Source organism: Paenibacillus mesotrionivorans, from assembly GCF_046098205.1.
Taxonomy (GTDB): Bacteria; Bacillota; Bacilli; order Paenibacillales; family NBRC-103111; genus Paenibacillus_AR; species Paenibacillus_AR mesotrionivorans.
This window is the reverse complement of sequence record NZ_JBJURJ010000005.1, coordinates 318747-335047: the sequence shown is the minus strand read 5'-3', so window position 1 is coordinate 335047 and position 16301 is coordinate 318747. Positions and strand designations below refer to the sequence as shown.

General features: G+C 57.2%; 8 protein-coding genes. All 8 read left to right on the top strand.

Annotated features, from left to right (window positions below):
* The first annotated feature begins 76 nt into the window (after positions 1–76).
* Entirely contained in the window at positions 77–2446 is a 2370-nt protein-coding gene (locus ACI1P1_RS09680) for a beta-galactosidase (RefSeq protein WP_416216169.1), read from the top strand.
* A gap of 155 nt (positions 2447–2601) precedes the next feature.
* Entirely contained in the window at positions 2602–4449 is a 1848-nt protein-coding gene (locus ACI1P1_RS09675) for a sensor histidine kinase (RefSeq protein WP_416216168.1), read from the top strand.
* Positions 4424–5986: a response regulator transcription factor gene (locus ACI1P1_RS09670; protein ID WP_416216167.1), complete on the top strand. Its 1563-nt coding sequence runs from the start codon at positions 4424–4426 to the stop codon at positions 5984–5986. Before ACI1P1_RS09675 ends, ACI1P1_RS09670 begins: the two co-directional genes overlap by 26 nt.
* A 43-nt stretch (positions 5987–6029) precedes the next feature.
* Positions 6030–7724, top strand: coding sequence for an extracellular solute-binding protein (locus tag ACI1P1_RS09665; RefSeq protein ID WP_416216166.1), 1695 nt, complete (start codon positions 6030–6032; stop codon positions 7722–7724).
* A gap of 124 nt (positions 7725–7848) precedes the next feature.
* The gene (locus ACI1P1_RS09660; RefSeq protein WP_416216165.1) at positions 7849–8586 is read left to right on the top strand and encodes a TetR/AcrR family transcriptional regulator; all 738 of its coding nucleotides are present in this window, start codon (positions 7849–7851) and stop codon (positions 8584–8586) included.
* Complete coding sequence (locus ACI1P1_RS09655) at positions 8583–9491, top strand: alpha/beta fold hydrolase (RefSeq protein WP_416216164.1); 909 nt, start codon at positions 8583–8585, stop codon at positions 9489–9491. The genes ACI1P1_RS09660 and ACI1P1_RS09655 overlap by 4 nt, the downstream gene beginning before the upstream one ends.
* A gap of 127 nt (positions 9492–9618) precedes the next feature.
* Positions 9619–14367 (top strand): DUF7507 domain-containing protein, encoded by a 4749-nt coding sequence (locus tag ACI1P1_RS09650; protein WP_416216163.1) that lies wholly within the window; start codon positions 9619–9621, stop codon positions 14365–14367.
* A gap of 1068 nt (positions 14368–15435) precedes the next feature.
* Positions 15436–16155 (top strand): class D sortase, encoded by a 720-nt coding sequence (locus ACI1P1_RS09645; protein WP_416216162.1) that lies wholly within the window; start codon positions 15436–15438, stop codon positions 16153–16155.
* Positions 16156–16301: the final 146 nt, after the last annotated feature.

The following is a 16301-nucleotide window of genomic DNA, read 5'->3' as shown; positions in this document are numbered from 1 at the left end:
GCATTCTTGTTGTTCCGGAGGGATGTTATACTGGGGGCAAACAGGCAATAAGGATGAGGAAGGCAGGGATCAAGGGATGAAAAAGCATATTGGGGTGGACACGCTCCCCCGGATGGCGGAAAAGCGGATGGCAGGCTTCGGCGGGGCTCATCCGGCGTGGGGGGAGTTTGCAGTGAACAGCAAACATCTGCTGAAGGACGGGGCTCCCTGGATGCCGATCATGGGGGAATTTCATTACAGCCGGTATCCGGAGGCGCAGTGGGAGGAGTCTATCCGCAAGATGATCGCCGGCGGTGTGACGCTTATTGCCACGTATGTATTCTGGATTCACCATGAGGAAGTGCGCGGGGAATTCGACTGGAGCGGACAGCGGAACCTGCGCCGGTTTATTGAGCTGTGTGCTGCGTACAAGCTTCCTTTGTTTCTGCGCATTGGCCCCTGGTGCCACGGGGAGGTCCGCAATGGCGGCTTCCCGGATTGGCTGGTTGCGGAGGATATCGCCCACCGCAGCAATGATCCCGTATACATGGAGCATGTGGAGCGGCTCTGGACGGAAATCCGCAGCCAGGTGCAGGGACTGCTGTTTAAGGACGGCGGGCCGGTGCTTGGCATTCAATTGGAGAATGAGTACGGCCATGCTGGCGGTTTGAACGGCGAAGCGGGCAAAGCGCATATGCTTGCTCTAAAGGAGCTGGCCATCCGGCTGGGGCTGGAGGCCCCCTTCTACACCTCCACCGGCTGGGGGAATGGGGTTGTGGTGGAAGGAGAGACCCTGCCCGTGCTGGGCGGCTACGCCGACGCGCCGTGGACCCGGAATGTGGAGCCCTTGAAGCCGACGGTGGAATATCTCATCCGCCCGGTATTCCTGGACTCGGATATCGGGACGGATCTGGTGAAGCCCTTGTCACCAGGGGAGTATTCCTACGATGTGCGGACCCAGCCGTATCTGACCGCCGAGCTGGGCGGGGGCATCCAGGTAACCGGCCACCGGCGGCCTCTGCTGGCAGCGGATGATACAGAAGCGCTGGCCTTTACGAAGCTGGCCTCCGGCGCCAATCTGCTGGGGTACTATATGTATCACGGGGGCACCAATCCGGCGGGCAAGCTGACCACGCTGCAGGAATCCCGTGCTACCGGGTACCCCAACGACGTGCCTGAGCTGTCCTATGACTTCCAGGCGCCCATCCGGGAATATGGGCAGATCTCCGCCGCGTACCGCCATCTGAAGCGGCTGGGGCTGTTCGCGGCGGACTTCGGCCAAGGGCTGGCCGCCACGGCCTGTATCTTCCCGGCGGACTCGTCCCAGTCGCCGGAGGACCCGGATGCGCTGCGCTATTCGCTGCGCATCGGCGAAGACGGAGCCGGCTATGTCTTCGCCGGCAACTACCAGCGCTTCGCGCCTATGGCGGCGAAGCACGGGCTAGAGCTGGCGGTGTCCCTGCCCGGCGGGGACACCTGCCGCTTCCCGGCTGTGAACCTGCCGGGGCAGTCCTTTCTCTTTATGCCCCTGCGCATGCGGCTGGGGGCAGAGGTATTGCTGCACACCGCCAATGTGCAGCCTCTATGCCGCGTCGGCGGTGACGGAATGCCCGACGTCTATGTCTTCTTCGCCCTGGACGGCAACCGGCCGGAGTACCGGTACGCCCGGGAGGGCATCGCCTCCATCTCGCATAAGGGCGGAGAAGCCATCTCCGGCAATGACACCTGGACGGTCCGTTTGAACGAAGGGGCCACCCGGCAGATCACGGTAATCACCACCGCAGCAGGAGAAACGGTTCACGTGGTGACACTAAACCGGTTGGATGCCGCTAACGCCTGGAAGCAGCAGTCGGCTGCCGGAGGAGAGCATCTGGTATTGTGCGGGGGAGACTGGGTATCCATCCGGCAGGGAACAGCACAGGTTTCCTCGCGGAGCGCCAGCTTCGATATGGCGCTGTATCCGTCGTCAGCCGTAACCGTTGCGGAGGGGGCGGCAGAGCTCACGCAGATTGGCTCCCATGCTGCAGCGCATCCCGCCTTTGCAGACTTTAAAGTCCGCTTCCCGCAGGTGCAGCCAAAGCTAACTGTCCGTGAGACGGAAGCGGCTGCTGACGGGAGCAAAACCTACCTCCTGGAGCTGGACTCTGACCCGTTTGCAGGGGAGGCGGTCCAAGATTGTTTCCTGAGGCTGGACTTTCTGGGAGACCGGGCGGATTTCCTCATCAACGGGGCAAAAGCCGCAGACTGGTTCTACAACGGGGAAACCTGGGAGATCGGGCTGAGGCGCTTCGCGGACCGGCTGTCCGGCGCGGAGCTCAAGGTGATGGTTTATCCGCTGCGTGCATCAGACCCCATCTATATGGACATGCCGCCCCGTTTTCCGGCGGATGGAAGCCCCTTATGCGCTCTCGTACAAGCGGAGGCGGCAGTGGAATATGCATCCGTTTTGGAGCTCCGCAACGATTGAGCAGCCCAGGCACTGTCACAGATCGTAAGATTTTATCCGTTTGCAGTTAAATTTTTGCTGTTTGGTTTGCAGCCGACGGTGCTACAATATGAATAACTGTATTTGGCGGAGGAGCTTAAAGCAGCTTCTCCGCTTTCTGCTATCCGGAGGTTCCCATGATCATAAAACGGCGTCCTTTGCTCCAGTACATCCGGCAGCATTTTAAGGTAAAGCTGATTATCAGCTTATCTGTGATTATTACAGTCTGTTCAATGGTAACCGGTTACATTTCCTACCGGATTAATTTGAATCTGTTCGAAGGGGAACTGAGCGACCAGTACCTGAAAACCAGCGGGCAAACCATGGTGCAGATCGGGTACAAAATTCAGGACATCTACCGGATTACGGATTTTATTTTTTTTCACCCGTATGTGGAGCAGCTGATTCTCAATATGCAGGCGGAGGCCCGGGAGCATGAAAGCGCGGCGTACCGCAATTATTTGCTCGAGCGGGAGCTGGCGGAGGTGCTGCTTCCCCTCAAGAGTGAAACCACGCATATCCGGGCGGTGTACATTACGGACGTGCGCGGCAACAACTTGTACTACAGCCAATCCAATATATCGCGTCCCCCCCAATTCCCGGAATTCTATAAGCAGGTGGAAAAGGGCATGCTCAATTCCTCGGCGGAGATCGTGTGGCAGCGGCTGATGCTTCGGGACGGGCTGGAGCCCACAGGGGAAAAAAGCTACCTGGTGGCAGCAAGGAAGCTGAAATCCACCAAGCAGCATACCTTGTACGGCACGGTCATTCTAATTATCGACGAAGCCTTCTTCGGGGAATCCCTGGATCCGCTGCTTACCGATCAAGCCATGGGGGCCTATCTTTACGATCAGTATAACCGTCTTTTGTACAGCAGGGAGCCACCCGGTTCCCCGGTCTTCCGCCCGGAGCTGGAGGAGGGGGAGGGCACCTTCATCCAAAGCAACAGCACCACCGATTATCTGGCCGTTACCAGTGTGTACGAGCCCCGGGCGTTTAAGCTGCTCAGCGGTGTCTCCCTGTCGGAAATCCAGAAGAAAAGCCGCAATGTCTACAAGCTGGCGCTCATATCCGGGTTTATCAGCATTCTGCTGATGACGGCAAGCGTTTCATTCCTGGGCGGGAAAATGCTCAAGCCTCTGCAGGTGCTGGTGAAGGCTATGCACCGGGTGCGGGAGGGGAATCTGCAGGTGGCCATCCCCAAGGCCTCCGCCGATGAATTCGGCTTCCTGACGGACAGCTTCAACCGGATGATGTCCAATATCGATACACTGATCCAGGAGGTGTACGTCAGCAAGCTCAGCGAGAAGGAAGCGGAGCTGAAGGCGCTGCAGGCCCAGCTAAACCCTCATTTTTTGCATAACACGTTAAATACGATCTACTGGAAAATCATCCTGCTCTACGATGACGAGGAAACGGCTTCTCTGGTCACCAGCCTGTCGGACCTGCTGAAATATTCGTTGGAGCCGGTGACCACACCCAGCACCTTGCAGGAGGAGCTGGCCCAGATACGCAACTATATTACAATTCAGGAGGCCCGCTACGGAAGCGATCTTCATGTGCATATCGGACTGGAGGCAGGACTGGAGGAGGGAGGCATGCAAAGGCTGCTGCTGCAGCCCCTGGTGGAGAATGTGTTCATCCATGCTTTCCGCGATATGACGGGAGAGAAGCGGCTGTCCATCCGCGCTTACCGGGAGGGCGGGGACCTGCGGATTGATATTGAGGATAACGGCTGCGGGATACCGGCGGGGATGGTGCGCCGGCTGCTGGCTGAGCAGACCTGCCATAATGAAAGCAGGGAACGGGAAAGCATTGGCATCCGCAATGTGATCAGACGGATTTATTTGGTGCACGGCGGCGCGTACGGGCTTGAAATTCATCCCCTCCTGCAAGGGACGCGGATGAGTCTGAGGCTGCCTTTTCTAACGGAGCCGGAAAAGAAGGAAGGTGAGCAGGATGCGGATTCTGCTGGTGGAGGATGAGCCCATGTTCCGCAAGGGACTGGCCAAGATGATCGGTGGCTTGGGGACGGGCTGGGAGGTATGCGGCGAAGCCGAGAACGGGGAAGAGGCGGAGCAGCTTGTGGAGCAGCTGCGACCGGATCTGATTATTACAGACATCCGGATGCCCTTGATGGACGGTCTGGAGCTGCTGAAACGGGTGAAAGCAAGTCATCCTGACGTGGCCGTGATTGTGATTACAGGCTACCAGGATTTCCAGTATGCCCAGTCTGCGCTGCGGAGCGGGGCTTTGGATCTTCTGGTGAAGCCCTGCAGCAAGCAGGATATTTGTCTGGTGCTGGACAAGGCGGAGGCTGTGGTGGCCGAAAAGCTGGAGCAGCGCCGCCGGGAGCAGAGGGAACAGAGCCGCCGCAAGGAGAATGCTCTGCGGGAGCTGTTTCTGCGGCTGCCCTGCCGTCCTGATGTGGCGGCTGCCCTGGAGCGGGAGATTGCCGGGAGCAAGCTGATCCTGCTGCGGATTGCCGATTATTTTCCCGTTCATAAGCAGTATCTGAAGAAGGATATGCCGCTTTTGCAGTTTGCTGTGCTGAACATCATCGGTGAATTGGCGGAGGTTTACGGGACATCGGGAGATCTGCTTATTATTGAGACAGGCCGGTTCGCCCTGTTCGCACAGCATATGGATAGCCGGCATGAGCAGCTGCTGCGCACCGCCATAGCCGAAAGTGTGCTGAGCTTCCTTGGTTTACGGGTGGAGTCTCAGGAAGCTGTTACCGTGAGCACGCTAAACCAGCTTCCCGATCTCTATGAGGAGTTGTTTGGCGTCCGGAGCAGCGGTGAGAAGGAAGGCGGCGCTTCTTCGCCTGAGGGGGCACGGGAGGGGCTGCCTCTTCCGGACGGGACCGCCAGCAGAATCAGGCAGCAGATGATTTCCGCCCAGCTAACCTCCTTGATCCGCAACGGGGAGACGGAAGGGGTAAAGAGCTGTTTGGAGCAATTGACCGGGGAGGTGTGCGGCTCCCGCAGGGATGAATGGAAGATGGAGGCGTTATCCTTGGCCTTTGCCCTGCACGAAACCGCCCGGCGCCACTTGGAAGCGGAGTATGAGCCCCGCTCCGTCACAGCCCGGATCGGGCTGCTCCATGAATGCGGAGGATTACCGGAGCTCCGGGAGTGGCTGGCCGAGGAGACGGGGCGTTTCCTCGCGGCTTTATCGGAATGGCAGCAGAAATACGGAGGAAGCTCCATCGCCGCCGCCGTCCGCTACATGGAGGAGCACTATGCCGAGCAGCTGACCCTGACGGATGTGGCTCTCCAAGCCCATTTGAGCTCTGCTTATTTCAGCCATCTGTTTAAGAAGGAAACCGGCCGCAGCTTCGTCACCTTCCTGATTGAGCTGCGGATGGAGAAGGCCAAGCAGCTTCTGGCCAACACGGGGTTGAATGTGACGGAGGTTGCCGGGAGCGTCGGGTATGATTTGCCGAATTATTTTGCCAAGCTGTTCAAGCAGTTCAGCGGATTGACCCCGAAGGAATACCGGAAGCGGCATCAGATGTAAGCAGAGCGGTTGGGGTATGCGTGAGATGAAGGGAGGGAACGGATTGGATAAACGATACTCGAAGCGTCGCCGGGTCTATTACGGAGTGGCGGTGGCCGCTGCAGTCTGCTTGCTAGTGGCAGGGACGGCATCCTGCGGAGGGATGGGCCGGGATTCCCGCAAGGCGGCAGTTAAACCGAAGATTACCGTTACCGCCTATGACCGGGCCAATGTTCCCTCCAGCGAAGGCTCCGTCACCAACAACAAAATCACCCGCTGGATCAATGAAGCAGGTCCGGTGAATGTGCGTTTTATCCCTGTGACCCGGAATCAATCCGAGCAAAAGCTGAATGCCTTATTTGCCGCGGGGGAGGCGCCGGATCTGATTCTGGAATATGCCCCGCAAATCAAAAATACCTTCATCGACCAAAAGCTGCTTCGTCCCATCGACGATATGATTGAGCAATACAGCACCACCTACAAGGAAATTCTGAAGCGGCATCCCATCCTGCGGAAGAAGGGAACCGGGAAGGACGGCAGGCTGTACCAGTTTGGCCGGATCAACGAAACCATTCCCATGCGGGGATTGTTTATCCGCACCGATTGGCTGGAGAAGCTGCATTTGGACATTCCGCGGACGACGGAGGAGCTGTATCTGGCGGCCAAAGCCTTCACGGAGCTGGATCCGGATGCCAACGGCAAACGGGATACCTACGGGATTGCCCTGTCCGGCAACTCCGGGGCGATTCTCAATGAGATGTTCGGAGTCACCTATCCGGATTATGTGAACCGTAACGGGGACCTGGTCCACGGCTGGGATAATATCGAGGCGGTAACCGCCTTTAAGAAGCGCATCTATGACGAGGGTCTGGCAGACCGGGAGTTTTGGAACGACAAAAACGGTTACAGGGCCAAGCAGGATTTTCTGAATGGTAAAATCGGCATTTATCTGGACCAGTTCAATGTCCCGTTCGCCTTCTATACGGATTTCTATCTGCCTCTCAAAAAAAATGTGCCGGACGCCCAAATTGATGTGATTCCTTATCCGGTCACGCCGGTAGGGCAATTCAATCCCATCTTCGTCAACCCGATCCAGATGACCGCAGTCGTCAATGCCCAAACCCAGAATCCGGAGGCGGTGATGAGATATGTGGATTTTGCCTCATCGGAGGAATTTATGAAGACCATGTATTTCGGCTTCGAGGGAATCCACAGCCAAACCCAGCCCGGCGGCTGCCCCAAGGTAACGGATATGGATAAATTGCGCAAGGAGTTTAATTTCGGCGCCGGGGATTTCGGCATGCTGACCTCTCCGACTCTTTCGGGAGGCTGTTATTACAGCAAGGAGAAGCTGGATGACAAGGAGCCGCTGCAGCGTTATGTAAAACAAATGTTTGATCGGAACTCGGACTATGTGAACTTCGATCTGGAGGTGGCCGGCCCCACCCATGCGGAGCAGCTGCCGCAGCCTCCCCAGGAGATCCAGGCTATTCTGGATCAAACCACCAGACATGCCAGTGTGGACGGGGATATCTGGATGAAGGCGATTCTGACCCCGGATTATTCTACCCTTGAAGCCCGCCGGGAGGCGGAGGCGATGTGGGAGAAAGCGGACGGGAGGCATGTGGATGAGTGGTACCGCAGCTTTTATGCCAACAACAGGGACGATTTGATTATGACGGAGGATATTTACCAGATATTCAGAGAACAGCGGGCCTTTCAGAAAAAGAGCCCTATGGACGCTGGCCAAACCAAGTGATACCTGGTTTGGCCTGTTTTTTTGGATTCGCAGCTAGGATGACAGTAGGCATTGACAGCTGTTGCTGCCGCTTCTATAATTGACTTAAAATTAAGTCAAAGATTGAATCGGAAGGGAGCGTCCTATGTCACCGCGGAAAAAAGAGCAGAATGAGCAGGTGCGCCAGGCACGGAAGCAGGAAATTCTGGATGCGGCTTTAAGCGTATATGTGCGTTTGGGGTATAACGGTACGGATATGGATATTGTGGCTGCGGAGGCCGGGTTGGCCAAGGGGTTGATGTATTATTACTTCAAAACCAAGCGGGAGCTGTTCCGGGCCATGTTCGAGGAAGTGATGGACAAGGCTATGGCGTTCCATCACCGGTTTGCTTCGGAATGCGCCGGACTCGGTCCGGTGGAGTGGCTGGCTGCATATACATGGCGGATGTTCGGGCTGGCGGGGAGTGATCCCCGGGTGATCCAGTTTTCCATGCGGCTGCCCTTTGACGCCCACGCGGTATTCGGCCCGGACCAGTGGCAGGAGGGGATGAAACGGTCCGCGGTTCATCTGGAGGCGATTGCCGCTGCAATCAGGAAGGGTGTGGAGCAGGGGGAGATCCGCCAGGTTGATCCGGTGTTTGCCGCCAACTGCTTCTGGACGGTCTATGTGGCCAATCTGTTCCAGTTTACCCGGATGATTGGTGCGGGAGTTACGGGTCACCAATCCTTCTCCCAGCGTGAGGACAGCGGCATGGCGGAAGCGGCCAGAGAGGTGGCGGCCTTTTGCTTCGGTGGACTGGGAGTGCCGGAGGCGCGGTGGAGACCGGCCTTAAGCCGGGCGATGGAGTCAATGGGAGCCGAAGGGGGCGTGGCTGAGGAATGAAGATATTTAAATCGGAAGCGGGACGGCAGCAGGTATGGGAATCCTACAACGGGCTGGTGACGCAATGGGGTGTGGAGGTGGAGGAGGAAGATCTGGAGACCTCCTTCGGAACGACCCATATTATCCGGGCGGGCAGCCGCGACCTGCCGCCGTTGCTTTTGTTTCACGGTGTCGGGGATAATTCGGCCCTGATGTGGGTGTACAATGCCAAGGCGCTGGCGGAGCACTTCCATCTCATCGCCGTGGATACCATCGGGGGACCGGGCAAAAGCCGCCCCAATGAACGCTACAAGCGGCAGGGCATGGACCACAAGCTGTGGTTCGGGGAGCTGCTGGACGGTCTGGGAGTGGAGCAGGCTTATGCGGCCGGTGTTTCCATGGGCTGTCTCTTGGTTCAGATCCTCATGGTTGCATGGCCCGGGAGGATCAAGGGGATTGTCGGCATGGCGGGTCTTCCTTCGCTGCAAAGTGTGAAGAGCCATCCTCTCCGCTCCATGACGGTTTTTTTGCCGGAGGCGTTGTTTCCCACGGAGAAGAATACCAGGAGGCTGCTGTTGAAGCTGTCCGGCTCCAACGCTTCTGTATTTACAGAAAATGAGCTGATCATGCGCCACTACGGCCAGCTTCTCCGCCACTTCAACAAGATGGCCATGACCAAACATCCTCAGAAGCGATTCACGGCGGAGGAGGGCGCCATTTTCTCCGGGAGAGCTCTGTTCCTGGTAGGGGATAAGGACAAGATCGCATATTTTCCAGGCTGCGGGCAGGTTTTGGAGGCGCTGGGGATTCCATACGAAATTTTGCCGGACACGGGGCATGGGATTAATCATGAGCAGGCAGAATGGGTAAATCAGAGCATGATTAAAAATTTGCGACATTTTGGAGCAAAAATTGTTTCGCAATGATACATATTGTGTTAGAATTAAATAGCAGGTTCTTCTTCTTTGGCATATGGAATATTTCTGTTCCTAGTGCCTTTTTTTGTACATAAATGCATATTGTTGTTACTATTAGAAAGGAGTGAATACTAGCTTGAGACAGAAACGAAAATCAGAACGAATCAGCCGGGTTTCCTTAACACTGATCTGCATGATGCTGCTCCAGATGCTGCTGCAGCCCTTCTCCGGCTTCAGCTTTGCAGAGGCGGCGGAGCCCATTGAGGGCTTCAGCATGTTCAAAACGGCGGATAAAACGGAGGTCCAGGTTGGTGAGGAGTTTTATTACACCATCTCCTTCCAGGCCGACAGTCCCACCGCCGTTGGCAAGGACATCAAAATTCAGGATGTTCTGCCGCCCGAGCTCCAGCTGATTTCACCGCCCCCCGGCTGGACCACAAACGGACAGACGCTTACGACCTACGTGGGCCCCAGCTATTCCTTCCGGCTGGAATCCGGCTCCAGTGCCGTCCACCAGTTCAAGGTGAAGGTACGGCCTACAGGCAAGGCCTCCCCGGTAACGGCAGTCAATACGGTGGTGGCCACGGATTTGACCGAGCCGGGACACCGTACAGAAGCAAGCGCATCTGTTATTATCAAGGCGGATCCCAACCCTTCCACCCCAACACCCACCCCGTCTCCTACTCCTGTGGAGGCAACCTATAGCCGGTGGGAAACCTTCAAAACCCAGTTTACAGGCTATGATCCTTCCGTTCCGATTATCGGCGGACCCGTTACATATAAGGTGGGAATCAAAGGTACGGCAGGCACCAATGGCTCCGGCACCCTGAATGATATCCAGCTGGTGGACCAATTGCCCTGGACTCTGCCGCCGGATGTAAAGGTTACCTTTCCCAATGCGGCTCCCGGAGGCAGCACCCGTGTGTACGATGAAGCAGCCAACACGGTGACGTGGAGTGTATACAGCTTAAACGCAGGCCAGACCTTCGAGGATACGATTCAGGTGAACTTCCCGGATTATTACGGCTATGCGGTATATTCTCCTGTTGATCAGGTCAACACTGTCACCCTTGCCACCTACAGCGTGACCGGTAACGGTACGGTTGGCGGCACCACCAGCTCGGTTACGGCCAAATTCGGCCCTCCGGTAGCTGCGGCTCCTTCCTTGTCCAAGTCCGTGCAATACGATTTCCGCTATCCCGGCCAATGGCAAACCTACACCATCAGCGGCATTGCCAATGTGGTGCAGAACGCCAACAGCGCCTTGACCGATGTGGTGCTGGTGGACCGTGTGCCTGCGGAAATGGATCTCACCTCCGTTACAGTGCCTGCGGGCTTGAGCACCCTTGAATTCGAAACCAGTGCGGCACCCGGGGTATGGAAGCCTGCCACAGGCATCAATCCTAACGGTGCGGCGAGGGCAATCTCTATCGGCCCCGGTGTGGGCAGCCCCATCCGTTTGACGGGAGAGGAATATCTCACCGGCTTGAAGTGGACCTTCGCTAAGCTGGATGCCGGAAAAACCATCGCCCCCATCACCCTGGAGGGCAAGGTGCGGGAACGCAACCCCAAAACCTCGGCTCCCATCGTCCACGGCACAACCGTGATTAACCATGCTTTGCTGGATTATAAGCTGCTGGATCCGGTGAACCCCGGCACAGTGCTTAAGGGAGAACAGAAAACCGCCAGCGCCAGCTTCAAGATCAACGAGCCCAAACCATGGCTGACAGTTGACAAAACCTTTGCCACCAATATGACTTACGGGCCTCTGAATCACGTGCCTTTTACTATTAAGGTAGGCAATGATCTGAAGGCCACCGGCCCTTATCATAATCCGGTTATCTATGATGTGTTACCTGCAGAATTCGAATATTACACCGACCCGCTGATTGCCGATCCGGCAGCTGCCCTGGCCCAATCCTACAAGCTGGTAGGCGCCCCGGCAGGGCTGGCGAAGCCCAAGCTGGAGATTCTGCCTCCCGCTCCTGCGTCCTCGGCTTATGCGGGCAGAACCCTTGTGAAGTGGTATTGGGATGAACCGGTAAAGCTGAATCCGGGCGAAAGCTTCCAGCTGACCTATACCGCCAAGGTCAAAGCCGGCACCGAGCAGAACAGCGCGGGGTATGCCAATGATGTCTTTATTACCACGGCCCAACCGGCTACGTTCTGGTATAACGGCGATCCCGACCTGGATGGTCCGGTGCAGGGCGGTCCGAATGACCGGGAGCGTTGGGAGCAGGTGCACGGAGCCATTGCTAATCCCAATCTGCCCTCCGCCAGCAATTACGGATTTTATGTGCATGACCAGGCGCTGGTTCCGATTGTGAAGGTGGCGCTGGTTCAGTCCACCAAGTGGAACAGGGGAGATCTGGATCCGGTATTTGTGGCCAGCGACAACCCCTCCTACGTGGGAGCCCCTGCTGTTCCGGTGCTTCCCGTGGATACGCCGGTAACGCCGCCCTATACAGAGTTCCCGCGCTACAGCGTGAGCTTCGAGGGAGGCACAGCCGACTACAAGGTGGTCATCCGCAACAGCGGCAACACCCGTCTGGGCAAAATCGATGTGCTGGATATTCTTCCCTATGTGGGCGACGCGGCGCTTCGGGTATCGGGTACGGGACTTAGTCCCCGCGGCTCCCAATGGCGGCCCAATCTGGCGGAGGTGCCCCCCTCCGGGATGAAGACCTTTACGTCATCCGAGGCCACCGGAAGCAAAACGGTTCAGTTCAACCTGAACACCTTCTACAGCAAATCCACGGACCAGGATAAGGTGGTCAATTTCACCAACGCCTCCGGCGGCAAAACCGGCTGGGTCCCTCAAGCGGATTTTACCCGAAGCGATCTGTCGGATATCCGGTCCCTGTATTTCGAGATCAGCAACATTACCGGCAGCGACGGCGGCCCGGGTCTGAAGGCCGGAGATTACATTGTGCTGGATTGGAAGATGGATGCCCCGGTTGGTGCGCCCAAGGGCAAAATCGCCTGGAACTCCTTTGCCATCCAAGCCCAGGAAATCAATAACGGCCTGAAGATGCTTCCCACTGCACCCAATAAGGTCGGCTTTATCATCGACCCCTCGGATGCACATCTGCCGTTGGGCGAGATCGGCGACTTTGTCTGGTTTGACAGTGACCGAAACGGACTGCAGAACGAACGGTTTGACGGCGATCCGCAGAAATCCGGGATCAACGGCATTACGGTGAATTTGTACCGGGATGGCGACGAGATGCCCTTCAAATCCAGCAAAACAGGTTATGACAGCAGCGGCAATCCGGGTTATTACCTGTTCCAGGGACTGGATTCGGGCAAATACCGGGTGGAGTTCCTGGTTCCCAATGAATACGCATTGACCTTGGCCAATGCGGAAGGGCTTGACCCGACACACACCAACGGCAATGATTCCAATCTGACAACGAAGCGGTCCTCTTCCGAAGGGCTCACTCATTACCGGACGGATTGGATTACCCTGGGTGAGGCGGAGAAAAACCGGACCATAGATTTGGGGCTGGTGGAAGCAGACCGGCCGGGTTATCCCAGCGCGAAGCTCACGAAGGAAATAACCGGCGTAGAGCAGGGCAGTGCGGCGGATGCGCCGGCAGGGAAGACATACGCAACGGAAGGCAATGTGGTGAAATATGCCATTACCTTCACCAATACTTCGTCCGTAGTGCTGCATAACATCAAGCTGGCCGACCGGCTGGACCGGGGGCAAAGCGGCTTTGTCTTTACCAAGCTGGTCTATGACGGCCAGGAAGCCGCTTTGAACGGCAATGGCCATATCCATCCGGAATTTATCAGTGCAATCAGCAATGACGGGACTGTGGCGGAGCCCTATGTGACCGTGCGCAGCCTCGATCCGGGCAAGACCATCCGGCTGGAGGGGCAATACACGGTTGCCGCGGCGGATGCGGACGGTACGGCGCTGAACAACGAGGCCACCGTCTACTATAATGAGGCTGCGGAGCCGCTGATGGCTGCAGCAGAGCTTCCCGTTGCCGCTATCCGCGTGGAAAAAACCGGAGATGCTGCGGTAGTCACGCAGGCGGGAAGTGCGGTCAAGTACAGGGTGACCGTAACCAACACCGGCTCCATTACGCTTCATCAGGTGAAGCTGACGGATACCAAGGTGGCGAACCTTCCGGTTATTCCGAAGCTGGAGCCGGGGGAAAACCGCAGCTTCGAGTATGACTATATCGTATCAAGCGCGGACATGGCGGGCAGCGAGCTGGTGAATACGGTGACCGCCAAGCCGGAGGAAACAGTCCGGGGAAGCGATACCCATACCATTCCAGTGAAGGGTAATGGAGGTCCAACCCCAACGCCGACGGTAACGCCGACTCCGACACCTACTGCAACGGCAACACCGACGCCTACGCCGACAGTGACACCGACACCAACACCGACATCGACGGCAACACCGACGCCGACAGTGACGCCGACTCCGACACCAACGTCGGAGCCGACAAGTGAACCGACTAGCGAGCCTACGTCGGAGCCTACATCGGGCACCGGCGGAACACCTTCTCCGACGCCGACTCCGTCAGGATCGCCTGGTACGGAGACGGACATTGATGATGGAACACCACCTCTGGGCGGACCAACTCCGACACCTGGAGCAACCTCCAGCCCGGCTCCGACACCGACGCCGGCCGTAAGCGGCTCACCTGCTCCTACTCCCAGCACCAGTCCGGGCAATGGTTCCGGTGGCGGGGACGAGGTGATCCTGGGAGACGATGAGTCTCCGCTGGGTGGGCCGGGAACAGGCGGCAATACGGCAGGCAGTCTGCCGGTTACCGGTGAAGACAGCAGACTGGTCTGGGAGCTCACCGGCTTCGGACTGCTTTGCCTGGGTCTGCTGGTGCACAGACGGCGCCGCAAGCTATAGCAAGGAGTAAGCATGGAGCAGCAGAACGTTGCTGGTCGATATAAGGCTGTGGAACCGCCGGGAGTTTTTCCGGCGGTTTTTGCTTTGTCCGCCCACCGCTTCGGATACCCCCTCGCCGACAGGCCTCTGGCGCGACCACCCGTGCGAAGCAGTTTCTGCGCGGTGGAGAGGGCTCCAACGGGACGACACCGCCAAGCACAAAGGAGCCTTTTTGCAGCAGCAAAGCGACTCCTTCATGTCTTGCCGCCCCTGGCGGCGCCGCGCCCCCTGAGCTAACGGACATGAGAGACGCTATTTGCCCCAAAACACACCATTCTAAAATCTAACGGACCCCAGCGCCTCTATTTGAAGGAAACGGGGCCGAGGAGACATCAAAATCAAGGAATAACTGCCGCTGGGTCCGTTAGAAATCCAAATCGAGCCCAACCAGGTAAATAAGAGCGCTGGTGTCCGTTAGCCGCAACAAGCAGCGATGGTGTTAGCACAGAAACCTCGGGGGTAGCGAATAATGGGGCGTCGATAAGGAGCAGTGAAGGAGAAGCCAAATCAAAGTTGGTGGAAAAGCGCCGAAATGAGCGATGGGAGATGCCCAACCAAAGTTGGTTGTAAACGCCGAGAAGAACAATAGGTGTATGGTGCTCCGAATAAAACTGGTGGAAGAGGGATAATTCGAATAATTGCAAAGACTGGTTAGTTGAGTGTGTGGAGCCTCGTTTGTGCCTTGTTGCCACCGTTACGGAACTGAGAGACTCTTAGCCGCACAAAAACCGGGTTTTGAATTTCTAGCGGAACTGAGGAGCTCTTAGCCGCCGAACATACCCCGTTAATGTGTCTGCAACCCCCTCTAAGCTGCTCTGAGTTCCGTTAGCGGCGGAATCATCCGATTTTGAGGTTCTAAGGTACTCTGAGTTCCGTTAGCCCCCTCCTGCCGCACACCCCGCCCCCCGCAAACTCCCTTCCCCAGCGCACACATCCTGCACCCGTGCAACTTTTCCCCGCCTGGAGATGTAACCGTTGGGAGAAACCGTTATAGTGGAGATAGGAGCCTGACGGAGAGGAGACAACCACATGACAAAAAAATTATCCTATGTTCTCATATTCGCCGGCCTGCTGGTGATGCTGTTCCCCTATGCGCGGGAGTGGTATTATGACTGGCGGCAGGACCGGCTGCTCGGCGAGATGGAGCGGCAGCTGTACCAAGCGGAGGACCCCGCGGCGGAAGCGGCACGGGAGGCGGCCTACCGGGAGTTATCCCAGCTGATGCAGCGGGAGGCACAGGCACTGCCTGGCGAAGAGCCGTCCGCCGAAGCGGCGCTTCCCGCGGATGCCGCCTCATCCACGGCATCCCCCCCAGCGGAAGCAGCCACAGCCCCGCCTAAACCAACCCCTACGCCCAAACCGGCCATTGCCATTTTGACCATCGAGAAGATCAATCTGAAGCTGCCGGTACTGGAAGGGGCAACGGAGGAGAACATGAAGCTGGCCGCAGGCCATATGGTGGAAACCACCCCCCTGGGCCAAACAGGTAACGCCGCCATTGCCGCCCACAGGGCGTTGACCAAGGGCCGGCTGTTCAACCGGCTGGATGAGCTGGGAGAGGGCGACCAGATTGTCGTGGATCAAAAAGGGGAGCGCACCGTATACACGGTGTTCAAAACCTTTCTGGTGGAGCCGACGGATGTGTCGGTCTTACGGGGGAGCAAAACGGATAAGGTGCTGACGCTCATCACCTGCGATCCTGTGGTCAACGCCACCCACCGGCTGATTGTCCAGGCCAAAGCGGATTGATGCGCCTATATGACGGGACTACATTAGGATTATTCTCTGTTCAGAATCTGTTCAGATAAGAGAGCTATGATGGATAAATAATGCTTGTCCATTATACTTCTTCTTTGAATGGAGGTCCTTACAGTGAGAAAGTCCCGCTTTGCAAG

Excerpts from the sequence above, each read along its gene's own strand:
- ACI1P1_RS09655 (WP_416216164.1), top strand. The coding sequence starts at position 8,583 with ATGAAGATATTTAAATCGGAAGCGGGACGGCAGCAGGTATGGGAATCC.
- ACI1P1_RS09660 (WP_416216165.1), top strand. The coding sequence starts at position 7,849 with ATGTCACCGCGGAAAAAAGAGCAGAATGAGCAGGTGCGCCAGGCACGG.
- ACI1P1_RS09675 (WP_416216168.1), top strand. The coding sequence starts at position 2,602 with ATGATCATAAAACGGCGTCCTTTGCTCCAGTACATCCGGCAGCATTTT.
- ACI1P1_RS09645 (WP_416216162.1), top strand. The coding sequence starts at position 15,436 with ATGACAAAAAAATTATCCTATGTTCTCATATTCGCCGGCCTGCTGGTG.
- ACI1P1_RS09680 (WP_416216169.1), top strand. The coding sequence starts at position 77 with ATGAAAAAGCATATTGGGGTGGACACGCTCCCCCGGATGGCGGAAAAG.
- ACI1P1_RS09670 (WP_416216167.1), top strand. The coding sequence starts at position 4,424 with ATGCGGATTCTGCTGGTGGAGGATGAGCCCATGTTCCGCAAGGGACTG.